The organism is Paraburkholderia sp. RL17-381-BIF-C (genome assembly GCF_046026435.1).
GTDB lineage: Bacteria > Pseudomonadota > Gammaproteobacteria > Burkholderiales > Burkholderiaceae > Paraburkholderia.
In genome coordinates this window covers 1-24,905 of the sequence record NZ_JARESX010000004.1, presented here as the reverse complement: position 1 = coordinate 24,905, position 24,905 = coordinate 1, and the positions used below count along the sequence as shown (strand labels likewise).

Below are 24,905 nucleotides of genomic sequence, written 5' to 3'. Positions count from 1 at the left end.
TGGGCTTTGACAATTCTTAAATACGGGACATCGGGCACGGCGTGGCAAAGCGCCGCCTGAAACCGCACGCAATCACTGTGACCGCGCCGCCGCTGGCAAATCGACCACGCCGGCAAGCGCCGCGCGCAATCGACACAAAAACGATCACGTGCGTTAGATCGATGTCCGCGACATTCGAGACCGTTGAACAACTGGGGGACCACACCATGAAAACCGCATTGCGACGCATCCTTTCCGAATCGGCCCGCCTCGACGTCGCGCCGGAGAGCCTCGCCGACGACGCCGACCTGTACGCCGCGGGCTTGTCCTCACTCGCGACCGTGCATCTGATGCTGGCCATCGAAGACGAATTCGGCATTGAAATTCCAGACCGTTTGTTGACGCGGCGGCTTTTTTCGAGCATCGATTCGATGGCCGCCGCGGTAACCGAACTGCAACAGGCGAAGGCGGCAGCATGAACGCCCCGCTGCTGGATGCGGCGGCTTCGCTCGCCCCTACCCAGGTGCCGGCCCTCGACGAAGGCGACCCGCCGGCCGTGCTGAGCGCGGTCGAAGCCGAACCCGGCTGGCGCGCGGCGGCGCAACGCTGCGCCGCAGTGGCCGCGCAGTTCGCGGATTCGGTGGATCGTGAGGCACGCTTTCCGCGCGAAGCGTTCGACGCGCTCAAACGCGAGCGCCTGCTTTCGGCCATGGTGCCGGCCGCATTCGGCGGCGCGGGGCTGTCGCTCGCGGACGTCGGCGCGATCTGCGAAACGCTTGCGCAAGGCTGTGCGTCCACCGCGATGGTGTATGCGATGCACCAGATCCAGGTGGCCTGTATCGAGGCGCATGGCAGCGACTCGGCGTGGCACCGGCAGTTGCTCGCGCAACTGGTCGAGAACCAATGGCTGCTGGCTTCGGCCACCTCCGAAGAAACCATCGGCGGCAACATGCGCACCAGTGCATGCGCAGTCGAGCTCGACGCTGCGCGCTTTCGCATCGAAAAGCTCGCACCGACGATCTCTTACGGCGCGCACGCCGACGGCATTCTGGTCACGGCCCGCCGCACCGCCGAGTCGGCTGCGGCGGATCAGGTGCTGATCGTCGCGTTGCGCGCCGACACGCAATTGGAAAAGCGCGGCGGCTGGGATTCGATGGGCATGCGCGGCACCTGCAGCGAGGGCTTCCGGCTCGTCGCCACGGGTCTGGCCGAACAGATCCTGCCGACGCCCTTTGCCGAGATCGCCGATCAGACCATGCTGCCGGTCTCGCACACGCTGTGGGCCTCGGTCTGGACGGGTGTGGCCAGCGACGCGGTGAATCGCGCGAAAGTGTTCTTTCGCGCGCAGGCGCGCTCGAAGCCCGGTGCGATTCCGCCGGCCGGCTTGCGTCTCGCCGAAGCGGTCGGTCTGCTGCAGATGATGCAGGCGCGCCTCGCGGTCGCGCTGGAGGCGGCGCGCGCCGCCCACCAGGCACGCCACGGCGGCTCGCAAGCCGATGCGCCGCTCGCGGCCATGCTCGGCTTCGCCTCCGACATGAACACGCTGAAGACGAGCATCTCCACCACCGCGCTGCAGGTCGTGCAGGAAGTGCTGATGATCTGCGGCATGGCGGGCTACAAGAACGGCACGCCGTACAGCGTGGGACGCCATTTGCGCGACCTGTACTCCGCGCCGCTAATGATCAACAACGACCGCATTGCGCAGAACACCGCGAGCCTGTTGCTCGCGCAACGTCCTGCCGCCCCGGGGAGAGCCTGACATGAACACGATGACCGATACCGCCGCCCTCGCCGCTGCCGCTCAGGCAGCAGAAGCGCCGGGCTTTCGCGACGAACTGCTGGCCGCGGGCCTGTTGATCGATACCGGCGAAAACGGCCTGTACGGCCGTAGTCAGATTTTCGAGGACGTGGTGGACCGTCTGAACGTGGCGATCACGCATCTGGGCGCGGACCAGCAACCCGAAGTGCTGCGCTTTCCGCCCGCCATGCGCCGCACCGACTTCGAAGACAGCGAGTATCTGAAGAGCTTCCCGAATCTGGCCGGCACGATCCACTCGTTCTGCGGCGACGACATGGGCCACCGGCGCCTGCTGCGCGCGCTCGACGACGCCATGACCGAAAGCGACGACGACCGCAGCGACTCGTGGATGGCGCAGCAGAAACCGACCCGCGTGGTGCTCACGCCGGCCGCCTGCTATCCGATCTACCCGGTGATGGCGCGACGCGGTCCGCTGCCCGCCGGCGGCCGCACCATCGACGTGCTGTCGTATTGCTTCCGTCACGAGCCGTCGCTCGATCCCGGCCGCATGCAGATGTTCCGTCAGCGCGAATACGTGCGCCTCGGCAGCGGCGAACAGGTGATGGCATTCCGCCAGATGTGGATCGAGCGCGGCTCGCTGCTCGTGAAACTGCTGCAACTGCCGGTCGAAGTGGATCTCGCCAACGACCCGTTCTTCGGCCGCGGCGGCAAGATCGTCGCCGACAGCCAGCGCGCCCAGGCACTCAAGTTCGAACTGCTGATTCCGGTGGCCGATCCGCGCGGCAAGACCGCTTGCCTGTCGTTCAACTATCACATGGAACACTTCGGCGCGATCTGGAAGATCGAGTGCGACGACGGTACGGTTGCGCATACGGGCTGCGTCGGCTTCGGCATGGAACGCATCACGCTCGCGCTGTTCCGTCATCACGGGCTCGATGTGAACGCCTGGCCGGACGACGTGCGCGCGCTGCTGTGGGGCGATACCGAAGCACGCGTGGCGCACGGCATCGCCTCCATGCAGACGGAAACAGGCGTGGCGGCGCAAGACGCCGGAGAGCGCGTATGAATCCGTCGCTGACACCCGTGCCGAACGGCGCGCACACCACCTTCCCGCTGACCCGGCGCGTCGATCTGTCCGCCGCGGGCGGCGTTGCCGCGGCCACGCCGGCCGCGCCCGCCACGCGTTTGCGCGAGCATGCGCCGCACGCGTTGCATCAAGGCGAGCGCGTGTGGCAAGAAACGAATTGCTACGTGGACCTGTGGATCGAACTGCTGCACGGCTTCGGGCTCGATCCGCGCGCGGCGTTCGGCTTTACCGTCACGCAGGATTTCGAAGGCGATCAGTTCACATTCTTCAAGTTTCCGCTCGAAGACCTCGAACGGCTCTACGGCACCCAGGTGCAGGAACTGGCCATCTACGATTCGCTCGAAGCGCGCGTGCTCGCGCAGACTTCGCGCGGCCATACGGTGCTGGTGGAAGTAGACGGCTATTACCTGCCGAACACGCGCGCCACGTCGTACCGGCGCGAGCATCCGAAAACCACGGTGGGCATCGACTTCATCGATCCCGACGCGCGCCGTCTCGGCTATTTCCACAACACCGGCTATCACCTGCTCGACGGCGAGGACTACGACGGCGTGTTCCGCAAGCTGCCGCAATTCGCGCACCAGCCCGACCTGCTGTTTCCGTACGTGGAGTTCGCCAAGCAGGCGCGGCCCGCGCTCGAAGGCACCGCATTGGCGGAAGCGTCGGCGGAATTACTGTGTGCGCACCTGGGACGCCGGCCGCTGACCAATCCGATTTCGTCATGGCGTGCCGCATTTCCCGCGCATCTCGATACGCTGCTCGAACGCGGCGAAAAATTCTTCCACCCGTACTCGTTCAACCTGATGCGGCAGCTCGGCGCGAACTTCGAGTTCCTCTCGAAGTATCTGCTGTGGCTTTCCGCACAAGGCTTCGAGATTCCGGCATCGATTCCGGCCGCGGCGCAGAGCATCGCGTCGGAGTCGATGATCATGCAGTTCCGGCTCGTGCGGGCCATTGCGCGCGGACGCCGCGATCTGTGCGAAGACTGTTTCGACGTGCTCGAAAGCGCTTACGAAAAGACGCTGCCGCCGCTCGCCGCGCTGGTGCTGTGACGCACCGCGCACGGCTTCGCGGACTTCTCGGGAACTCGCCGTGGACGCATTGACGATCGACCTGGTGCCTGACAATGGCGATGCGAGCGGCGTACTCGCGAACGTTCATCACGAAGCCGGCGATTCTGGCGATGCCGTTCAAACCGATGCCGCATTGGCGCGGGCATCGCAAACACTCTGGCCGCAGCGCCTCGAGATCGGCTGGGAATGTTTGAGCACGGCGGCGGGCGCATGCGCGTCGCCCGCCGATTTGCCCGCGCACGGCTGGCTCGCCGCGCAAGTGCCGGGCACCGTGGCGAGCGCGCGGCGTGCCGCAGGTCTTCTCGACCTCGCCAATCCGCCACCGCTCGCCTTCGACGATCACTGGTATCGGCTCACACTCGAAGGCGCCGGCCAACGCCGCTTGCGCCTGCACGGGCTCGCCACGCTCGCCGAAGTCTGGCTCGGCGGCATCAGGCTTCTCGACTCCGATTCGATGTTCGTCGCGCACGATCTCGACATCGAACTGAACGGCAGCGCGACGCTCGCGCTGTGCTTCCGCTCTCTCGCGCCGGCATTGGCGGCAAAACGTTCGCGCGCGCGCTGGCGGCCCCGGCTCGTATCGCCGCCCACCTTGCGCAACGTGCGCACCACCCTGCTTGGCCATATGCCTGGCTGGTGTCCTTCGGTGCAGGCGGTCGGCCCATGGCGTCCCGTCGAACTCCTGAGCGACGCGCCCCACGCATTCGACACCGTGGACATAGCAAGCCGGCTCGACGGCGACGACGGCCTTGTTTCGTTGACGCTACGTTTCCTGCATCCGCATCATGATGCGAACTGCCGCGCTTCACTTAAATGCGGGGATGCTGTTTCGTCTTTGCAATGGCGCGATGCATATACACTGACCGGCAGCGTGCGCGTGCCGCACGTGCAGCGCTGGTGGCCGCACACGCACGGCGAACCCACTTTATATGCGTTGTCGTTGCAGCTTGATGACGGGCGCGCGATATCTCACGCGTTGGGTCTGGTCGGCTTCCGCAGCATTGAGGTGGAGCGTGGCGCGGACGGCATGGGCTTCGCATTGCGCGTAAATGACCTGCCCGTGTTCTGCCGTGGCGCATGCTGGACCAGCGCGGACCTCGTCACCCTGAGCGGTAGCGAGGCGCAATTGCGTCGCGCTTTTACGCTCGCACGCGATGCAGGCATGAACATGTTGCGCGTGGGCGGCACGATGGTGTACGAGTCCGACGCGTTTTACGCGCTTGCCGACGAATACGGCATGCTCGTCTGGCAAGACTTCACGTTGGCGAATTTCGACTACCCGAACGACGCCGCATTCAGCGCGTCGATCGAACGCGAGGCCACCCAGTTTCTCACGCGCACACGACGCTTCGCTTCGCTCGCGGTATTGTGCGGCGGCAGCGAAGTCGACCAGCAGGCGGCCATGTTCGGCCTGCCGCCTTCCATGCGCGCGCAACCACTCTTTACCGAACAGTTGCCCGCCATCGTCGCGCGTGAGCGCTCCGACGTGCCGTATGTGAGCAACTCGCCATCGGGAGGCGTGTGGCCGTTTTCGACTAACGAGGGTGTCACTCACTACTATGGCGTGGGCGCCTATCAGCGTCCGCTCGACGACGTGCGCCGCTCGCAAGTGCGCTTTGCCGCCGAATGCCTCGCTTTCGCCAACGTACCCGACGACGCCACCTTGCGCGACGCACTGGGCACGATCCATCTGCACGATCCGCGCTGGAAAGCCGCCGTGCCGCGCGATCCCGGCGCAGGCTGGGATTTCGACGACGTGCGCGACCACTATCTGCAAACGCTGTATGGCGTCGAGCCCGCCCGCCTGCGTTACGAAGACCCCGAGCGCTATCTGGACCTGTCGCGCGCGGTGGTCGCCGAATTGATGGCAGACGTGTTCGCCGAGTGGCGACGCGCCGGCTCGTCATGCGGCGGCGCGCTCGTCTGGCAGCTTCAGGATTTGCGACCCGGCGCAGGCTGGGGCTTGATCGATGCCACAGGACGGCCTAAAAGCGCCCTGCACGGCCTTGCCGGAGCGCTGCAACCCATTCAGGTGGTCATCACCGACGAGGGCCTCAACGGGCTCGACATTCATCTGCTCAATGAGCGCGCACAGCCACTGCACGCGCAACTCGATCTGCTGTGTCTGCGCGACGGCAGCGTCAAGGTCGCCTCCGCCAGCTGCGCTATCGAACTGGCACCGCATAGCGCACAGCGTCTGGGCGCGGCCGCGTGCCTTGGCCAGTTCTTCGATTTCACGCACGCGTACCGCTTCGGCCCGCGCGCGCACGACGTGACGATCGCCACGCTGCGCGACAAGGCAAGCGGCCGGATCGTTTCGGAAGCGTTTCATCTGCCGGAGCGTCGCATTGGCGAACGGCACGACCTGGGCTTGACGGTCGCCGCGGAGCGTGACGGCGACGGCTGGCAGCTCGTGATCGAAACAAAGCGTTTTGCGCGCTTCCTTCATATCGTTGACACACACTACCGTGCCGCGCACGACTGGTTCCATCTGCCACCGAACCGCCGTTGCGTCGTGCCGCTCATCCCGCTCACACCGCCGGACGGTTTGGTTGCACACGCATCGAATGCCGTGTTTAAAGCTGATGCAACATATGCGGCGCCCGCCGGAGAAGTTCGCGCGGTCAATGCGATATCCGCCACGTTCTACGGCTGAACGTCTCCCTGATCTAGCCACCCCTTCGCGAAGCGCGTAAAACCTCGCGCTGCGCGGATCCATCTGTCTGGTCTGCGGAATCACTGTTGGTTTTTCTCAGACTTTTGCGTCGCCAAAAACCTCATCGGTACGCCACCGCACGCAGCGTGTCGAACACATCTGAATCAAATCCGGCACATCCCGGACGCCGCATCAAAACGCATCCTGATGGGCTGATTCAACCCTGAGACACCGGGCACCAGGCCCCTCCCAGCACCCGCCAGGCCAATCCCAGCAAGGCGTTGATCCGAATCGACAGACCCCGCGAAGCGGCCTCGGAGCGCGAGGCCGTTGTACAGATTTGAAACAAAAAGGCGCGTTTGGCTTCGCGCGCCGCTAAGACTTGGTACGTTACCCCGCACCAGTCCTCGTTTCCTCTATCGCTGGCACGCTCCTCGCTAATAGAAGAGCGCAACACAGCGTCACCGCAGATGAGATCGACAACAACGGCGGCGGCGCATCAGGCCAATACGGGGCCGGTCCTGTTCATCCTTCGCTGCTCGCCAGGCAGCAAGTCGTCTAACAAGGGATGCAGGCATCGGATCAAAAACAGAAAGTCACGCAGAGCGCGACTTTCACGCGAGGACCGATCATGTTGACACTTCAATCCGATTTGCACGGTAACCATTTGCTCGGCGCATTGCCGTCCCACGAATGGCAGGCCCTGGCTCCTCATCTCGAACTGGTTCACCTGCGCACCGAGCAATTGCTGTGTGACTCCGGTCAACGCATTCATCACGTCTACTTCCCGACCACTGCGATCATCTCGATGCTCTCGACGATGGAAGACGGCAGTTCGGTCGAAATCGCCGCGGTGGGCCGCGAAGGCATGACGGGTGTGCCGGTTCTCACGGGTGGCGAGACCATGCCGAATCGCGTACAGGTTCAATGCGCCGGCTTCGCGTACCGGATGAGCGCACAGGCGCTCAAGCAACAATTCGCCCGCTCCGACTTTCTGCGCCGCCTGATGCTGCTCTACATGCACGCTCTGCTCACGCAAGTCGCGCAAACGGCCGCCTGCAACCGCCACCACGCGCTGAACAAGCAACTGTGCCGCTGGTTGCTGATCGAGGTGGACCGTGTCGCGTCGAATGATCTGACCGTGACCCAGCAACTGATCGCCGACATGCTCGGCGTGCGCCGCGAAGGCATTACCGAAGCGGCCGGCAAGTTGCACGACGAAGGCCTGATTCACCATAGCCGCGGCCATATCAAGGTGCTCGACCGTAAAGGACTCGAAGCACGCGCCTGCGAATGCTATGGCCTCGTCAAGCGCGAATTCGACCGCCTTCTACCCCGTCTGCGCCAGGCTGAAACTGTCGAGTAAGCGCTGGTTCGTCCGACTAATGGGTAGAGTCAAACATGTTCAGGAATACTGCGCGATTCCTCGACGCACTCTTCGTGATTGCGGGAGGCCTGCTCGCTCACTGGATGCGGTTCTCGACGCCGAGCGCGGTGTCGGACACCGAGCGTCTTCTGATCGCCTTCAACTGCGTGCTGGTTCTGCTGCTGTTTCCCGGCTTCGGGGTTTATGAAACCTGGCGCGGCAAACCTTTGTCCTCCATGCTGGCAAGAGTTGCCGCCGCATGGATAGTGGTGGTCGCCACCGCGCTGATCCTCGCGTTCACGCTGCATCGTATGGATGCCGTGTCGCGTTTGTGGTTCGGCTACTCCACGCTGATTTCCGGCGCGCTGATCATCGCGGCCAAGTGCCTCGTGCATGTGGCATTACGCTTCGTGCGCAGCCGCGGGATGAATTACCGCACCGTCGCGATAGTCGGCGCACCCGGCTTCGCACGCACGCTGCTCGCACATCTCGAACATGCGCCGCAAGCCGGCTTCAAACCGGTCTGCCTGTTCGACACCAGCCTTGAAGCGGCCGGGAACTACGGTGCGCGTCCGCACCGTCTGCCGGTACTGACCGATCTGAACGCGTTCGCCGCCAAGGTGCGCGAAGAACACGTCAACGAAGTGTGGCTCGCGTTGCCGCTTTCCGAAGAACACACGATTTACCGGTTCACGCGCATGTTCCGGCATGACTTTGTGAATCTGCGCTTCATTCCCGATGTGCGCAGCCTCTCGCTTTTCAATCACGCGCTGGTCGATGTCGTCGGTTTACCGACGCTCAACCTGAGCGCGACGCCCTTCTCGCCGCCGCAGATGTGGCCCAAGCTGATCTTCGACCGCCTGTTCGCGGCAGCCGCGCTGTTCGCGCTCGCGCCGGTGTTCGTGGTGCTCGCGATCGGCATCAAGCTCGGCTCGCCTGGGCCGGTGTTCTTTCGCCAGATTCGCAAAGGCGTGGACGGTCAGCCGTTCGCGATCTACAAGTTCCGTTCGATGACCGTGCATCACGAAGCGCAGGGCCAGCTCACCCAGGCCTCACGCAACGACGCGCGCATCACGAAGCTCGGCGGCTTCATGCGCCGCACGAGCCTCGACGAACTGCCGCAGTTTCTCAACGTGCTGCTCGGCCAGATGTCGGTGGTCGGCCCGCGTCCGCATGCGGTCGAACACGACGATCTCTACAAGGATCAGGTGTACGGCTACATGTACCGTTACCGGATCAAGCCCGGCATCACCGGCTGGGCGCAGGTTAACGGCTATCGCGGCGCCACCAGCAAGGTGGAAAAAATGGAAGCGCGCGTCAAGTTCGATCTCTTCTACATCTATAACTGGTCGTTCTGGTTCGACATGAAGATCGTGTTCATTACGATCTTCAAGGGCTTTGTCGGCCGCAACGCATACTGATCATGCCAATACGGGAACCGTTCGTGAAAGTCTCCGTGATCGTGCCGACCTACCGGCGCACCGCCGACCTGGCGCGCTGCCTCGCGGCACTCGACGCGCAGGAGCGCCGCGCCGACGAGGTGATCGTGATCGCCCGTCACGACGATTACGCCACGCTCGACTGGCTACGCACCCGCGAGGCCAACCGGCCCGATCCGCGCCGCTCGGTCGTACTGGTGCGCAAGCCCGGCGTGGTCGCCGCATACAACCTCGGCATCGAGAGCGCGAGCGGCAACGTGCTCTGCTTCACCGACGACGACGCCGCGCCGCATTCCGACTGGGTCGCGCGGATCGCGCGCGCCTTCGAACGCGATGCGACGCTCGGCGGCCTGGGCGGGCGCGACATCGTGCATGAACGCCACGGCATCCTGCAAGGGCAGAAGCCGCGCGTGGGCCTCGTGCGCTGGTATGGGCGGACTATCGGCAATCACCATATCGGCCACGGCAAGGCGCGCGAAGTGCAGGTGCTCAAAGGCGTGAACATGTCGTTTCGCCGCGAGGCGATCGGCGCGTTGCGCTTCGACGGCCGCTTGCGCGGCACCGGCGCACAGGTTCACTGCGAGATGGCCTTCAGTCTCGACATAGAGCGGCGCGGCTGGAAACTGATCTACGACCCGGCGCTCCTGGTAGAGCACTTCCCGGCGCAGCGCAGCGACGAAGACCAGCGTTTCACATTCAACGACGCGGCGTTCTATAACGCGTCGTTCAATCTCCGACTCATCATGTGCGAATACCTGACGCCGCCTGGCCGATGGGCGTTCGTCGCTTACTCGACGCTGATCGGCGATCGCGCGGACCCGGGGTTTCTGCGCGCATTGTCACTGGCATTCGAGCGCGGAGGCGTAGCGCTTGCGCTGCGCAAATGGCGAGTCGGCCTACGCGCAATGCGCGGGGCATGGCAGGAAGCGATGCGCTGACGCTCAACGCAACTGATCAACGCAACTGATCGACACACCGGTTTCTCGCGGGGGGACCACAACATGACTATCAGAACGATGGCCGTCGGGCTCTCGGCAGCATCGCTTTTCCACACACCACAGTTGTTCAGAACAATCGCTCGCAACGGGGTATCACTATGAGTACATACGACATGCTGGAACCGGGACCGGCGTCCAGCAGCGACGAAGACGCCGTGATGCGCGACCTCTTGCGCATGGTCATGGATCAGATCTGGTGGGTGATCGGCATTGCCGCGAGCGTGATTCTCGCCGCCGTGCTCTACACGAAGGTCGCCACACCGATCTATTCCGCCGACGCGCTGCTCCAGGTCGACGCGCAAAGCAACAACAACGGCAGCACGCAGTCGCAAAATTCGCCGACGCTCACGCCGTCGGTCGGACCGATGCGCACCGACGCGGAAATCGAAATCATCAAGAGTCGCGCGGTGGTCGAGCCGGTGGTCGAACAGTTCAAGCTGAACTTCACCACGTCTGAAAAGACCGTGCCGGTGCTCGGCAAGATCTCGGCGCTGTTCGCGCGGCCGGGCCATCCGCTCGGCGTGGCGTTCGGCCTGGATTCGTATGCGTGGGGCGGCGAGCAATTCGAGGTCAAGTCGATCGGCGTGCCGAAGTCGCTCGAAGGCGCGCGCCTCACGCTGCGCGTGCTCGAATACGGCCGCTATGAACTGACCGATGCGTTCGGCCAACAGATCCTCACCGGCGTCGCCGGCCAGGAAGCCGAAGGCGGCGGCGTCACGCTGTTCGTGAAGACGCTGGTGGCGCGTCCGGGCACCGAGTTCTACGTGACGCGCTACAACCAGCTCGACGCGGTCACCGGCTTGGCCGCCGGTTTGCAGGTCACGGAGAAAGGCCGCGACACCGGCGTCGTGCAACTGTCGTACACGGGCACCGACCCGCACGCGATCACCGACATCGCCAACGCGGTGGCCCACTCGTATCTGAAGCAACGCACCGAACGCGCGCAGGAAGAAGCGAGCCGCATGCTGACCTTCCTGAACGGCGAATTGCCGCGTCTGCGCGAAGAAGTGAAGCGGACGGAAACCGCGTTGTCGGAGTATCAGTCGAAAGTCGGCTCGTTCTCGTTCCAGCCCACTCAGGAAGCCGGTGTGTACCTCGCCGGTGGCCTCGACTATGACAAGCAGCTCGGCACGTTGCGCATTCAGCGCGCGCAACTGTTGCAGCGTTTCACCGAAGCGTCCCAGGAGGTGCAGCAGGTCGACGCGCAAATCGCCGCGATGACGCGCGAGAAGAAAAACTTCGAGGATCACTTCGCCTCCTTGCCGAGTTCCGAGCGCAACGCCATCGCCTTGCAGCGCGACGCGAAAGTGGCCGGAGAAATCTATGTGACGCTGCTGAACAAAACACAGGAGCTTTCTATCTCGCGCGCCGGCACGATCGGCAACGTGCATATCATCGACGAAGCTTTGCTGCCGTCCCAGCCGGTGCGGCCGAAGTCGGCGCTGATCATTTCGGCCGGCACGGTGCTCGGCGTGATCGGCGGGATTCTGTTCGCGTTCTGCCGCCGTACGTTCTTTACCGGCGTGTCCGACCCCGAGTTCGTCGAACGGCGCTTTCATCTGCCGATTTTCGGCTCGATCGCCTTCAGTCCGGAACAGGCGCGCAGCGACCGGCAATTGAGCGCGATGCGCCGCGCCGCCCTGCCCGGACCGCGCTCCACGCCGACCGAAGTACGCGCGGTCGCGCACGAGCCGTCCGGCGTCATGCGCCTGCTGCGCTCGCGTTCGGCGGCCGACAGTCAAGCCCAGGTGGCGGTGGGCACGCAGACCGTCATCGGTTCGGGCAAGACGCCGATACGGCCGCTGCTGGTCAAGACGCATCCGTACGACACTACAGTGGAAGGCTTGCGCGGGCTGCGCGCCACGCTGCAATTCGGCCTGCTTGACGCGCCCAACCGGATCGTTGCGATCACGAGCCCGGCGCCCTCGGACGGCAAGAGCTTCCTGTGCGCGAACCTCGCCGCGCTGATGGCGGAATCGGGCAAGCGCGTGTTGCTGATCGACGCCGATCTGCGACGCGGCCGGCTCGCCCACTATCTTGGCCGCTCGCCTAACGGCGGCCTGACCGAACTGCTGACCGGCCAGGCGGATCTGGAAGCCGTGGCGCGCGCGACCGGCGTGGATGGCCTGCACTTCATCGGGTCGGGCGCTTATCCGCCGAATCCGTCGGAGATTCTGACCTCGCCGCGTTTCAGCGAAATTCTCGCGCGCTTCGAGCAGGAGTTCGATCTGGTCATTGTGGATACGCCGCCGCTGCTGGCGGTGGCCGACGCCGCGGTGGTCGCGCATATCGCCGGGTCCACGGTGCTGGTGATGCGCTCGGGCGCACACACCGAGGGCCACGTGGCCGACGCGCTGAAGAAACTGCGGCGCGCGCGTGCGCGGGTGGTGGGCGGCGTAATGAATGCCGTGCCGCTCAAGAGTCACAATCGCAACGGCACGTACGACTATGCCTATGCGTACACCTACTCAGCCGGTGACCCGCCTGACATTCATGCGCCGAGCTGAAGCGCGTTGAGCGTTGGGCGCTGGACAAAGAAAGGGCTGCGCCGCATGAAGGCGCAGCCCTTTTGTATTTGCGCGGGGTATTCAGACCAAGACGACGCGCGAGCTCAGAACGCGCTGCTCGCGTGTGCCTATCCTTGCGTGTGGATCGAGGATGCGGGCGCGCACGCGCTTCTTACGCGAAGGTGCTTCGCATGCTTCGCGTGATCAAAACAGGAACAGCGCCAATGCGCCGAGCACCGACACCGGCGGTTAACAATGCCGCCGGTGCGGCGTGGACAGGCTGAGGTGAATGGACGAGAAAAGGCTTGCCGGCCGGCACAGCGCACAGCACGAGGCCGACGCTGCGCGGCGTTTACAGGAACGCGCTGACGTCGGTATGAAAACGCACGGCCAGCGCCTTGGCCACCTTCTTGCTGATGGCGCGGCGGCCCGCGAGGATATCGCTCACCACGGTAGGCGACGCGATACCTATCAGGTCCTTCTGCCTCAAGCCATGCGTTTCCAGCAAATGACGCAACACCTCGCGCGGCTCCGCTTTGGGAATCGTCACGTTGTGCGCTTCCCAGTTTTCGATCAGATCGGTCACGATCGCGAACAGATCGGACAGCGGATCTTCCTCGTTGCCATTCAGATGATCGGCAAGCGAGTTGGCGAGCCGCACCATGGTCTGGTAGTCCTGCTCGTTACGAATGGGTGTGATCGGCAACTGGGTTCGCAGTGCCGCCCAGGTTTGAGCGATGTCGGGAAAGGCTCCCGGAAGGCGATCGGCATTCATGAGTTTAGATTCTTCCTCGTCCAATGGTCGTACTCCGCATGCGTCATGACATGACGAACGAATAACGACTGCCTGTTGTAGTGAATCGCCGCAACGATCCGGAACCGGTTGCCGCCTACATCGAAAACGGTGTATTGAGGCGGCACGTAGTCCACGCGGGCGAACGTCTGCTTCAGGTCGTTATAGCCATACGCGAGGCATGCCTGCGCCAGTGAATACCACGTCAATAGCGCACTGCGCGCGCCCGGATGTCTCTTTATGAAGTCCAGCAACGCTTTCTTTGAAATGACCCGCATCGGATTTCCTCGCACGTTTTCGCGCGCTGAACATGCGCGCTTCACCTGCAAGGCTAAACGGAGCGAATCGACACCGATAGCCGGCCGGACGGCATAGTCCGAACGGCTGTTTACAGCTTACTGCGGTACCACGAACAGCATTTTATTCGCATATCGCGAAGTTCGCAATATGCGAATAACGAGACAACCCAGCGCTTCTCCGGGCTGCTCCCCCCGACCCCTACCGGACCCATCCGACGAGCTCACGTTTCGCGCCCGTCAGCGGCCCCAACTGCTTTTCGGCGTCGGCTCGGCGGGCCACCGGAGTTCCTGGGTGGCCAGATCGGGTTCGGCCCGCTCGACCACCCCGACCCGATGGCGCAGCCCCGCCGCCGCGATCGTGCGCGTCACTTCCGCCATGAACGCGCGCCGGAAAACCGCCGCCGAAAAGCGCTCCGCGTTCGCGCGGCACGCCGCCGGCGTGATCTGCTCGCACTGACGCTCGAAGCGGGCGATCGCGTCGAGCATCGACACCACGGTCTGGCGCGCGAAATACACGCCGGTGGGATGCGCCTCGCCGATCGGCACCACGGTTTCGAGCGCGCCGCCCTTGCCGAATGCAATGACCGGCGTGCCGCAGGCCTGCGCTTCGAGCGCGACGATGCCGAAATCCTCTTCCGCGGCGAATACGAAGGCTCGCGCGCGTTGCAGATGATCCTTCAGGACCTCGAACGGCTGATAGCCGAGGATCGTCACATTCGACCGCGCCTTGGCGCGAATCGCCGCCATCTCCGGCCCGTCGCCGATCACGATCAGCTTGCGATGCGGCGTGGCGTTGAACGTCTCGACAATCAGATCGATGCGCTTGTAAGGCACCATCCGTGAAGCGGTCAGATAAAAGTCTTCCTTGCGCGTGCACAGTTCGAATTCGTGTACGTCGACGGGCGGCGGAATCACGGCCGCATCGCGCCGATAAGCTTTCATCATGCGGCGCGCCACGAACTGCGAGTTCGCGATCAAACGGTCCACGCCGTTGGCCGAGTGCGAATCCCAGCCGCGCAGATAATGGAGCAGCGCGCGCGCGGCCCACGACTTCGGTCCATGCGTCAGATTCGCTTCGCGTAGGTACTGGTGCTGCAGATCCCACGCGTAGCGCATCGGTGAATGCACGTAGCTCACATGCGTCTGATCCGGGCCGACCAGCACGCCCTTGGCAACCGCATAGGAACTCGTAATGATCAGATCGTAGCCGGACAGATCGAATTGTTCGACGGCGAGCGGCATCAGCGGCAAATAGGTTCGATAGTGGCGTCGTGCGAACGGCAAACGCTGAATGAATGAAGTCGTCACGGGCTTGCCGCCCAAAGGTCTACGGTCTTTAAGGAAATCGACAAGACTGAAAAGATCCGCGTCGGGAAAGCACTCGATGATCTGCTCAAGCACCTTCTCCGCCCCGCCCGGCGCGACCAGCCAGTCGTGCACGATCGCCACTTTCATGATCACCCCGTTTTTTAATTAATGCCTCTTGGGCCTGGTAACGAGTGTATGTGGCGCATCGTTAGCTGTGCGTGCGCGTGCCCACATTCGGCGCGCGACTGTACGCGAATAATCAAGCATCGCCATTCGCCTATTGCGAACCTGCGCGTTCCATTACTTCGCCTTCCTATGCGCCCGACGATCGACGCCACGCCACTCGCCCCTCTCGCTCCACGCTCCCCGCTCGCGCATTCCTTGCCCCGGGTTCAGCCCGCGCTGATCGATCCCGCTGGCGCGTCCGCACCTGCGTCTGCGCCTGCGTCAGCGCCTTCCTCGCCGGCGGCGATTGGCGCCGCGCCCGCGATACCGCGCGTGCTATTCGTCGATCAGAGCGGCCAGCTCGGCGGCGCTGAATTCGCGCTGCTGCAACTGGCGCACCATTGCGCTGCGCGCAGCGAAGTCGTGCTGCTTTCCGATGGTCCGTTTCGCGCGCGCCTCGAAACACTCGGCGTGCGCGTCCAGGTGATCAACGACGCGCGGGTGTCGAACGTCGAGCGGCAAGCGTCCGTGTTGAGCTGTCTGCGCGTCGTGCCCGGCATCCTGCGTCAGGTGCGTGCGATCGCAACGCGCGCACGACAGTTCGACGTGCTGTTTCTCAACACGCAAAAAGCGCTGGTGCTCGGCGCGCTCGGCAAACCGCTGCATCGCAAACCGGTAATCTGGTATCAGCACGACATTCTCACGCGCGAGCATTTCGGCCGCGTGCAGTTGAGCGTCGTCAAATGGCTCGTGCGTATCGCGGTCGATCACGTGGTGGTGAATTCGCAGGCGTCGGCGCGCTCGCTCGCGGCGTTGACAGGTATCGCGGCCGGCTCGGCGCCGGTCGTCTACAACGGCATCGACGCCGCCGCGTTCAGCCGGGTGAACGGCAACGACGTGGCCGCGTTGCGCAGGCGTCTCGGCCTGCCTGAAGAGGCATGGATAGCGGGCCTGTTCGGCCGCCTCGCACCGTGGAAAGGTCAGCATATCGCGCTCGATGCGCTCGCGCGCCTGCCGGACGCGCATCTCGTGCTGGTGGGCGCACCGCTATTCGGCGAGGAAGCCTACGCGCAGCGCCTGCGCGAGCAGGCTGCGGCGCTCGGCGTGACGGATCGCGTGCATTTTGCGGGCTTTCAGGACGACGTGCCCGCGTGGATGAAAGCGATGGACGTGATCCTGCACACATCCACCGAACCGGAGCCGTTCGGGCGGGTGGTCGTCGAAGGGATGGCGGCGGGACGCCCGGTGATCGCCTCGGCGGCCGGGGGCGTGACCGAGATCGTGCGGCACGGGCGCAATGGCTGGCTGGTGAAACCGGGCGACGCCACCGCGTTGGCCGACGCGATCGGCGCGTTGCGCGCCGATCCGGTCTTGGCGCAACGCCTTGCACAACAGGCGCTGACCGACGCACAAACGGAATTTTCAGTGGAGCAGTATTTGCAGCGGATGACGCAAGAAATCAGGCAAGCCGCACGCTAACGGTTGTCGTTGCGAACTCCATGCCCGACGCCGACGCGAGCCGGTTGACCCAGGCTCGCGCGCGGTGCTCAGACAGCGTTGCTCAACCCTTGCTGTACTGGATCGTCTCGACGCCGGTATCCGTGCCGAGCATGCACAGATCCGCGCCGCGGGTGGCGAACAGGCCCACCGTCACCACGCCCGGCCATGCGTTGATATGGGTTTCCAGCGTGCGCGGGTCGCTGATGCGCAAACCCTTGACGTCGATGATTTCATTGCCGTTGTCGGTAATGAACGGCACGCCTTCTTTCGTGACGCGCACCACCGGCACGCCGCCGAGCGCCGTGACGCGACGGCCGATCGCGGTACGCGCCATCGGCACCACTTCGATCGGCAGCGGGAAATTGCCGAGCGTCTCGACCAGCTTGCTGGCGTCCGCGATGCACACGAACACGTCCGACACCGACGCGACGATCTTCTCGCGTGTCAGCGCGCCGCCCCCGCCCTTGATCATCGCGCCGCTGTGGTCGATCTCGTCGGCGCCGTCCACATACACCGGCAGCGAATCGATTTCGTTGAGATCGAGCACCTTGAAGCCGTGCGATTGCAGCCGCGCGGTGGTGGCGAGCGAACTCGACACCGCGCCGCGATAGCGCGTCTTGTCGGCGGCCAGCGCGTCGATGAAACAGTTCGCGGTCGAGCCGGTGCCGACGCCGATCACCGAGCCTTCGGGCACGTTGGCGTTCACGTAGTCGGCGGCGGCCTGGCCGACCAGTTGCTTGAGTTCGTCTTGAGTCATGGGGGAGGCAGGCGAGCAGTAAAAAACGCTAGTTTACCGGAGTGGCGCGCGAGCGCCCGTCGGGAATACTTCTCTTCTTCGGCGGGGGCTGCCGCATTGCGTCCAGCCGGCGGAACCGAGTGGATACGGCAAGTCGCCCGCATGAGCAAGCATGCACACAATCATCGCGAGATAAAACACAAGAAAAAAGGTTGGGTAGCGAAAGATCACACGGCGCGGATGGCCAGGACGTTCTGGGAAAAACATCACTGGTATTGAAAATGAAAAAGCTATTTTTTGCGTTTCTTGCGTTGTCGGCTTTCTCTATCGGGCAGCCCTACGCTGATGAAGCGGCGCCCAAATTTAACGATTTTCCAGCCACAGACCTATTTAATGGCAAACCGTCGAAAGTCAGAATTATCTCTTCCCGAGATAGAAAATTCGCCACTCGACTACACGCGTTAAGTGGTCAGCGTCCGAATTTTGCGGGGCACTATACGCTCGCCAGTTGGGGATGCGGCGCGTCCTGCATTCAGACGGTCGCAATTGATGCGAAGACAGGAAAGGTGGCGTGGCTTCCCTTTACCGTGTGTTGCTGGGACAGCGATATAAGCGAACCGATCGAGTTCAAACGCGACAGCAGCCTGATCATCGTCCACGGAAGCCGGAATGAGGCAGGCGCCGGTGTGTACTATTACCGCCTGGACAGGGCCGGATTCACGCTGGTAAAGGCCGTTGAAAAAGTTGCGTCGTAATCGAACGGGACAGGGCGGCCGGGAAAACGAAGCACTGACGAAACCGCGCGTGTTTGCGGCACTCGAGCCAGCACACGCGCGTCGTAACCCGGCTTGCATTTGCCACTCACTCGCCGGACAGTTGCAGACCACTTCAATCGCTACTGTCCGAAAGCGGCTGCTTGAACTTGCGCAAGCTCTTGCTTTATCGGCGTTACTTCTTCACCGACCGCTGACGCACCGCTTCGAACAGACAAACCCCGCTTGCCACCGACACATTCAGGCTTTCGACCGTGCCCGCCATCGGGATCTGCATGACCACGTCGCAGGTGTCGCGCGTAAGGCGGCGCATGCCCTCGCCTTCGGCGCCCATCACCAGTGCCACCGGACCGTCCAGTTCCGTGTCGTAGAGGCTCTTGGTGGCCTCGCCGGCCGTGCCGACGACCCACACCCCCGCGTCCTTCAACTCACGCAGCGCGCGCGCCAGATTCGTCACCGTGATGTACGGCACGGTGTCGGCCGCGCCGCTCGCCACCTTCGCGGCCGTCGCGTTCAAACCGACCGCGCGATCGCGCGGTGCGATCACCGCGTGCGCGCCGGCAGCGTCGGCAACACGCAGACACGCGCCGAGGTTGTGCGGATCGGTCACGCCGTCGAGCACGAGAATCAGCGGCGAACCGTTGATGCCGTCGAGCAACTCAGCCAGATTCTGCGCGAGCGGCATGTCGCCCGCGCGCGCGACCACGCCCTGGTGACGCTCCGTGTGCGCGAGGCCCCACAGACGCGTTTCGTCGGCGGCGATCAGGCGCACGCCGGCTTCTTTCGCCGCGTGCAGGAATTCGGTCATGCGGCGGTCTTTGCGCGTCGCGTCGTAGTAGACATCTTCGACCGTCGACGCATCGTGCCGGATACGTGCCGTCACTGCGTGGAAACCGTATAGAACCTTGAGACGTGCCATAACTGATACAACCTTTGATTGAGCGCGCGCTACGCGCGCTGCTGTGATGAATATGAACCTGTGCGAACCTGTCTTCCGCGCCTGCTTGCCGCGTTCGTAAGCCGCGTTCGGACGGCAGGCTGCGATGAAATGCAGACCGCGCGCAACCGGCACGTTGCTACGTGCCCGATGCGCGCGGTTCAAGCAGTCAGGCGACTTCAGCGCTTCTTGCGTGCCTGCGGTTTCGACGCCGATTTGGTCGCGGCACCATGCTTCTTCGCCGCGCCGCGCGCCGCGCGTGCTTCCTTCACCGCCGCGGTTTGCGCGGGCGCAGGCTTCTTGCGGCGCGCGCCCGGCGCGGCCGCGCCACCTTCCGCCGGCGGCAACGCACGCACGCGTGCACCGCCGTTTTCACCGGATGACTTGTCGGCCGCCGGCCCGCGCACCAAAGGCGGCTTGATCGGCGTGTCGCGCACGAGCCGGAAGTCGATCTTGCGTGCGTCGAGATCCACGCGGCTCACCTGCACCCGGACACGATCCGACAGACGATAACGAATGCCGGTGCGCTCGCCGCGCAACTCGTTCTTGATCTCGTCGTACTGGAAGTAGTCCGAGCCGAGTTCCGTGACGTGCACGAGGCCTTCAATAAACAGCGAGTCGAGCTGCACGAAAATGCCGAACGACGTGACGCCATTCACCATGCCGCCATACTCTTCACCGAGCTTGTCGCGCATGAAGTAGCACTTCAGCCACGCTTCGACGTCGCGCGAGGCTTCGTCGGCGCGGCGCTCGTTGGCCGAGCAATGCAGACCGAGTTCTTCCCAGATCGCCACGTTGTTGCCGCGCACGCGGCCGCGTTTTTCGTCGTCAGCCTGCTGCATGGCGCGAGCGCGCGGCGAGAGCGCCGTATTCAGCTCGACGCCTTGCGGTGGCTCCGGCTGATATTTGCGGCCCTGCAGGATCGCGTAGATCGCGCGGTGCGTGAGCAGATCGGGATAACGGCGAATCGGGCTCGTGAAGTGCGCATACGCCTCGTACGCGAGACCGAAGTGGCCGATGTTGTCCGGGCTGTAGACGGCCTGCTGCATGGAGCGCAGCAGCATGGTTTGCAGCATCTGCGCGTCGGGCCGCTCGCGGATCTGCGCCATCAGCGCGGCGTAATCGCTTGCGTGCGGCGTCTCTCCACCGTTGAGCGTGAGGCCCATGCCGCGCAGGAAGGTGCGCAGATTCTCGAGCTTTTCCGCGGTCGGTCCGGCGTGTACGCGGAACAGCCCCGGATGTTTGTTGCGCTTGAGGAAGTCGGCCGCGCAGACGTTCGCGGCCAGCATGCACTCCTCGATCAGCTTGTGCGCGTCGTTGCGGGTGCGCGGAATGATCTGTTCGATCTTGCCCTGCGCATTGCAGACGATGTACGTCTCGGTCGTATCGAAGTCGATCGCGCCGCGTTTCTGACGCGCGGCGAACAGCGACTTGTACACGCCGTACAGATTCTGCAGTTGCGGCAGCAGCGCGGCGCGGCGCGCGGCCTCCGGACCCTTGGTGTTCTTCAGGACCGCGGCGACTTCCGTATAGGTGAGCCGCGCGGCGGAGTGCATCACGCCGGGATAGAACTGATACGCCTTCACTTCGCCGCGCGCGGTGACGATCATGTCGCACACCAGCACACAACGGTCGACGTTCGGGTTCAGCGAGCACAAGCCGTTCGACAGTTTCTCCGGCAGCATGGGAATCACGCGGCGCGGGAAATACACCGAGGTGCTGCGCTCGATCGCGTCGGCGTCGAGCCCGCTCTTCGGGTGCACGTAGTGCGAGACGTCCGCGATCGCGACGATCAGCCGGAAGCCCTCGCCACGGCCCACCTGAACCGGCTCGCAGTACACGGCGTCGTCGAAGTCGCGGGCGTCTTCGCCGTCGATCGTGACGAGCGGCACATCGCGCAGGTCGATGCGATGACGCGCGTCGACCGGGCGCACTTCGTCGGGCAAGCGTGAGGCTTCGTCGAGCGCGGCCTGGCTGAATTCGTGCGGCACGCCGTATTTGCGCACCGCGATTTCGATTTCCATGCCGGGGTCGTCGATATCGCCGAGCACTTCCACCACGCGGCCGAGCGGCTGCGAATGACGGCTCGGGAAATCGGTCAGCTCGACCACCACCACCTGGCCGACCTTGGCCTTCTTGGTGTTCTGCGTGATCAGAATGTCGTGGCCGATGCGCTTGTCTTCGGGCGCGACGATCAGCGCGCCGTTCTCGTTGAGCAGGCGGCCGATCACGCGCTTGTTGGCGCGGTCCGTGACCTCGACGATATGCCCTTCCGGCCGGCCGCGCCGGTCATAGCCGACGATGCGCGCGAGCACGCGGTCGTTGTGCATGACCTTCTGCATTTCGCCGGTGGGCAGGAACAGATCGTCCTGACCGTCGTCGCGAATCAGAAAACCGTAGCCGTCGCGATGGCCTTGCACGCGGCCCGCAACGAAGTTCGACGGATGAGTCAGTTGATAGAGATTGCGCTGATCGAGCCGGATCTGGCCGTCGCGCTCCATCGCGCCTAAGCGCTTGAAAAATCCTTCGCGCTCCTGGCGCTTGATCGACAGCGCTTCGGCGATGTCGTTCGCGGCAAGCGGCGCTTCACTCGTGCGCAGGACGCCCAGAATTTCTTCGCGGCTTGGAATCGGATACGGAAATTTGCTCAAGGGCTTATCGATGATTTTTTCTCGTTGCATGGACGTCGGTCGGCGATGTGGCTCGGTCTAGGAAGCGATGACGGTGCGCTTCGGTTGCGCTTGAACCGCACTTGAATTGCACCTGCAAATGCACAGAAAAGACTGCTCGGGTCCGGCTCGTTCAAGGCTGAGTCCGACGGGCGTGTGCACCGTGCCAACGAACTACTGCGAGGCATTCTAACACCCGTATTGCGCGCCAAGCGGCCCCAACAATAGTCGTTGGGCAGTTGCTGTGAAGCGCTTGCAGGCACGTCGTCGCCATGTTTAAGCAAGTTTTGAGAAACGCTTGACAGGCCCTAATCTGTCGCTATAATGGCGTTCTTTGCTGTTCATCACCTGCCCAGGTGGCGAAATTGGTAGACGCACTAGGTTCAGGTCCTAGCGGTGGCAACACTGTGGAGGTTCGAGTCCTCTCTTGGGCACCAGATTCAAAAGTAAAGCCGCTTACGAGCGGCTTTACTTTTTGTGTGAGACCTGGTGATCCGCTTCCGGTTGATCGGAGTGGATTGCGTGGTTAAGAGGTAGTTGGAGGTAGTCTGCAGGACGGTTGTTGAGCGGTGAAGTATCGCTTCGCTGCACGACTTATCCGGGCGGTTGAGTGAAGCGAAGTTAGTTTGCATGTAGGGATTGACACGCTGCATCATCACGCTAAAATAGCGGTCTAGCTTGAAGACGTGCCCAGGTGGCGGAATTGGTAGACGCACTAGGTTCAGGTCCTAGCGGTGGCAACACCGTGGAGGTTCGAGTCCTCTCCTGGGCACCACCCCTTTTCAAGTGAAACGAAACACCCCGTTGAGCCTCTGCGCTTCACGGGGTTTTTTGTTTCCGGCGACGCTTCTTGATACCTGCCCAACTTCGCCTGCGGCAGAGTGACATTCAACATGCCACCCGGCCAAAGGCTGAATCCTCATCGCGCTTTACCTGCCCCGCTCCAGTTCAAGCCAAAGCTCGACTGCAACGCCGGCACCCACTTCGCACACGCGCGAAACCCCAGCAGTGCGCCGCCCACGGCGAACAGAACGGGAATCAGAAAATCCTGGCTCACGCGGGTGAATTCGAACATCAGCACCACGGCCGTGATCGGCATTTGCATCGAGGCAGCGAGAAAGGCGGTCGCGCCGACCACCGCGAATGCGCCCAGCGACGCCCCCGGCCACACGACGCTCCACAATCCGCCGAGCACGATCGCCAGCAACGCACCGTTCGCAAGCCCCGGCGTGAGCAAGCCACCCTCCGCGCCTGCCCGCAGACTGCTCGCGGTGATCACCACCTTCAGCACCAGCAGCATCGCGGCAAGACTCACGGTCAGGCCACCATCGAATGCCAGTCCCGCGGGGCCCTTGCCATTGCCGAGCAACTGCGGGAAATGCATTGCCAGCACGCCGATCATCGCAAAGTTCAGCAGCGACAAAACCGGCAGGCGCCAATTCTTCGGCGCGGCCGCACGCGAGCGTTGCATCAGTTCCGCGAAGCTCCACGCCGCCGCGCCGAAAATCGGACCGCACACCACGGACCACACCACGAGCGACGAACTCAGCGTCAGCGAAGGCACGAGGTATTGATGCTCGTTGCCGAGGCCCACCTGAGCGACCAGCGCGGCCACCGACGAAGCCACGATGGCCGGCACCAGAACGGGCCAGCCGAAGCTGCCCAGCAACACTTCGAGCACGAACACCGCGCCGCCGAGCGGCACGTTATAGACGGCGGCCAGCCCGGCGCCCGCGCCGCACGCCACCATGATCCGGCTCTGCGCGACCGACAGGCCCGCCCGCCGCGACAGCCAGCCGGCCAACGCCGAGCCGATTTCACGCGGCGCCACTTCACGACCGAGCGGCGAGCCCAGCGCGACGGTGACGATCTGGAGCACGGCATGGACCGTCGTGCTTGCTACAGGCATCTGCGGATCGTCGGACTTGACGGCCTGGCGAATGCTCACGAGCGGCCGGCCGAACCGGTACAGCGCCCACCAGCCGAGCCCGGCCACGAGTCCGCAAACCGTCAGCACGAGCAGCCGGCGTTCAGGCGAGGCGCCGCTTACGCCCTGCAGAAAACTCTCCGCGCTGATCACGTGCGTCACGCTGTAGCCGTAAGCGAGATGCTGAATGCCATGCAGCAGCAACGCGAGCAGCATGCCGCCGAGACCGGCGCCGAGACCCGTGAGCAGCGTGACGGCGGCGACTACGGCAAACGGACTCCGCTCGCGGCGTACTGGCTCGGAAGTGATTGATTTGAATGACATGGCGCGTGGGCTACGGCGAAACAAGTGGAATGCCAACCATGTTATTCCGCGACGCAACATGAATCAAATTGATTTTTTGGCTCGACTGATTCACTGCACGCATATATAAGACGGTCCAACCCGCCGCGCGAAAGCCGCGGCGCCTTCACGCTTGCCTAGCGAGCAGACACAAAGAACATCGACACCACGCACGCGACACCGACGAACCAGACCAGCGACCTGAGCGACGCCAGGTTAGCCACATACAGCACGCCGTGCAGCACCCGTGTGACCACGAAGGTGATCGCCAGCCAGTTGATCCACGTGCTCGATCCGCCTGCCTGTCCGGCTACGACGATCGCGGCGGTAAACATCGCCAATGCCTCCCACGCATTCTGATGCGCCGCATGAGCTCGCGCTCGCCAGCCTTCGAGGTTCGCAAGATAAGCGCGCGGCGTGCGATTGTCGTAGCGTTTGCTGACCTTCGCCAGCATGGTCCACGGGAATGGCAGCAGAGCCACGATGAGCAGGCATATATGCGGAATCGTCATTGGTTAGTCTCCCTTGTATGCGCGGCGCGAATGCCGCGCGAGCCGCTGTTATACCCGCCGGTGCGCGCCGTCGCCAACCG

The 24,905-nt window shown here is 63.6% G+C and carries 19 protein-coding genes and 2 tRNA genes; 13 read left to right on the top strand and 8 right to left on the bottom strand.

Going from position 1 to position 24,905, the window contains the following annotated elements; translation table 11 throughout:
- The first annotated feature begins 206 nt into the window (after window positions 1–206).
- From P0D70_RS04415 to P0D70_RS04375, 9 genes are all read left to right on the top strand, one after another.
- Complete coding sequence (locus tag P0D70_RS04415) at window positions 207–458, top strand: acyl carrier protein (RefSeq protein ID WP_408182993.1); 252 nt, start codon at window positions 207–209, stop codon at window positions 456–458.
- Window positions 455–1,738, top strand: coding sequence for an acyl-CoA dehydrogenase family protein (locus tag P0D70_RS04410; RefSeq protein ID WP_408182991.1), 1,284 nt, complete (start codon window positions 455–457; stop codon window positions 1,736–1,738). The genes P0D70_RS04415 and P0D70_RS04410 overlap by 4 nt, the downstream gene beginning before the upstream one ends.
- Window position 1,739: 1 nt before the next feature.
- A complete protein-coding gene (locus tag P0D70_RS04405; RefSeq protein ID WP_408182989.1) occupies window positions 1,740–2,804 on the top strand; it encodes an amino acid--[acyl-carrier-protein] ligase in 1,065 nt (354 codons plus the stop codon).
- On the top strand, window positions 2,801–3,877 hold the full coding sequence (locus P0D70_RS04400; protein ID WP_408182987.1) for a DUF1839 family protein: 1,077 nt from the start codon (window positions 2,801–2,803) through the stop codon (window positions 3,875–3,877). Before P0D70_RS04405 ends, P0D70_RS04400 begins: the two co-directional genes overlap by 4 nt.
- A 40-nt stretch (window positions 3,878–3,917) precedes the next feature.
- A complete protein-coding gene (locus P0D70_RS04395; RefSeq protein WP_408182985.1) occupies window positions 3,918–6,554 on the top strand; it encodes a glycosyl hydrolase 2 galactose-binding domain-containing protein in 2,637 nt (878 codons plus the stop codon).
- Window positions 6,555–7,185: 631 nt separating this feature from the next.
- The gene (locus tag P0D70_RS04390) at window positions 7,186–7,920 is read left to right on the top strand and encodes a Crp/Fnr family transcriptional regulator (RefSeq protein WP_006048767.1); all 735 of its coding nucleotides are present in this window, start codon (window positions 7,186–7,188) and stop codon (window positions 7,918–7,920) included.
- Window positions 7,921–7,955: 35 nt separating this feature from the next.
- Window positions 7,956–9,341, top strand: coding sequence for an undecaprenyl-phosphate glucose phosphotransferase (locus P0D70_RS04385; RefSeq protein ID WP_408182983.1), 1,386 nt, complete (start codon window positions 7,956–7,958; stop codon window positions 9,339–9,341).
- Between the two features lie 2 nt (window positions 9,342–9,343).
- Window positions 9,344–10,297 carry a glycosyltransferase family 2 protein gene (locus tag P0D70_RS04380; RefSeq protein WP_408182980.1) on the top strand — a complete coding sequence of 318 codons (954 nt, stop codon included), beginning with the start codon at window positions 9,344–9,346 and terminating at the stop codon, window positions 10,295–10,297.
- Window positions 10,298–10,455: 158 nt separating this feature from the next.
- Window positions 10,456–12,864 (top strand): polysaccharide biosynthesis tyrosine autokinase, encoded by a 2,409-nt coding sequence (locus P0D70_RS04375; RefSeq protein WP_408182977.1) that lies wholly within the window; start codon window positions 10,456–10,458, stop codon window positions 12,862–12,864.
- A 352-nt stretch (window positions 12,865–13,216) separates the two neighbouring features.
- On the opposite strand, the gene P0D70_RS04370 is transcribed toward P0D70_RS04375, so the two are convergent.
- The 3 genes from P0D70_RS04370 to P0D70_RS04360 all read right to left on the bottom strand — a co-directional run bounded on the left by P0D70_RS04370 (window position 13,217) and on the right by P0D70_RS04360 (window position 15,411).
- Entirely contained in the window at window positions 13,217–13,639 is a 423-nt protein-coding gene (locus P0D70_RS04370) for a helix-turn-helix domain-containing protein (protein ID WP_408182975.1), read from the bottom strand.
- On the bottom strand, window positions 13,636–13,935 hold the full coding sequence (locus tag P0D70_RS04365) for a type II toxin-antitoxin system HigB family toxin (RefSeq protein ID WP_091794742.1): 300 nt from the start codon (window positions 13,933–13,935) through the stop codon (window positions 13,636–13,638). The genes P0D70_RS04370 and P0D70_RS04365 overlap by 4 nt, the downstream gene beginning before the upstream one ends.
- Before the next feature lie 258 nt (window positions 13,936–14,193).
- Window positions 14,194–15,411, bottom strand: coding sequence for a glycosyltransferase family 4 protein (locus tag P0D70_RS04360; protein WP_408182973.1), 1,218 nt, complete (start codon window positions 15,409–15,411; stop codon window positions 14,194–14,196).
- 168 nt (window positions 15,412–15,579) lie between these two features.
- Here P0D70_RS04360 and P0D70_RS04355 point away from each other — a divergent pair, with 168 nt between their 5' ends.
- A complete protein-coding gene (locus P0D70_RS04355) occupies window positions 15,580–16,908 on the top strand; it encodes a glycosyltransferase family 4 protein (RefSeq protein WP_408182971.1) in 1,329 nt (442 codons plus the stop codon).
- Between the two features lie 82 nt (window positions 16,909–16,990).
- Here the strand turns inward: P0D70_RS04355 and rpiA are convergent, their stop codons facing one another.
- Window positions 16,991–17,686, bottom strand: coding sequence for a ribose-5-phosphate isomerase RpiA (rpiA, locus tag P0D70_RS04350; RefSeq protein ID WP_091794751.1), 696 nt, complete (start codon window positions 17,684–17,686; stop codon window positions 16,991–16,993).
- A 119-nt stretch (window positions 17,687–17,805) separates the two neighbouring features.
- On the opposite strand from rpiA, the gene P0D70_RS04345 reads away from it, so the two are divergent.
- Complete coding sequence (locus tag P0D70_RS04345) at window positions 17,806–18,420, top strand: hypothetical protein (protein WP_408182968.1); 615 nt, start codon at window positions 17,806–17,808, stop codon at window positions 18,418–18,420.
- 193 nt (window positions 18,421–18,613) lie between these two features.
- On the opposite strand, the gene rlmB is transcribed toward P0D70_RS04345, so the two are convergent.
- Together rlmB and rnr are read right to left on the bottom strand one after the other, a co-directional pair.
- The gene (rlmB, locus tag P0D70_RS04340; RefSeq protein WP_011488090.1) at window positions 18,614–19,357 is read right to left on the bottom strand and encodes a 23S rRNA (guanosine(2251)-2'-O)-methyltransferase RlmB; all 744 of its coding nucleotides are present in this window, start codon (window positions 19,355–19,357) and stop codon (window positions 18,614–18,616) included.
- A gap of 197 nt (window positions 19,358–19,554) precedes the next feature.
- Window positions 19,555–22,056 carry a ribonuclease R gene (gene rnr, locus P0D70_RS04335; RefSeq protein WP_408182966.1) on the bottom strand — a complete coding sequence of 834 codons (2,502 nt, stop codon included), beginning with the start codon at window positions 22,054–22,056 and terminating at the stop codon, window positions 19,555–19,557.
- A gap of 338 nt (window positions 22,057–22,394) precedes the next feature.
- On the opposite strand from rnr, the gene P0D70_RS04330 reads away from it, so the two are divergent.
- Window positions 22,395–22,481 (top strand) — tRNA-Leu (locus P0D70_RS04330).
- Window positions 22,482–22,732: 251 nt separating this feature from the next.
- Window positions 22,733–22,819 (top strand) — tRNA-Leu (locus P0D70_RS04325).
- Window positions 22,820–22,963: 144 nt separating this feature from the next.
- Here the strand turns inward: P0D70_RS04325 and P0D70_RS04320 are convergent.
- Both P0D70_RS04320 and P0D70_RS04315 read right to left on the bottom strand, forming a co-directional pair.
- Complete coding sequence (locus tag P0D70_RS04320) at window positions 22,964–24,295, bottom strand: chloride channel protein (protein ID WP_408182963.1); 1,332 nt, start codon at window positions 24,293–24,295, stop codon at window positions 22,964–22,966.
- Window positions 24,296–24,450: 155 nt separating this feature from the next.
- Window positions 24,451–24,825: an MAPEG family protein gene (locus P0D70_RS04315; protein ID WP_408182960.1), complete on the bottom strand. Its 375-nt coding sequence runs from the start codon at window positions 24,823–24,825 to the stop codon at window positions 24,451–24,453.
- Window positions 24,826–24,905 lie beyond the last annotated feature (80 nt).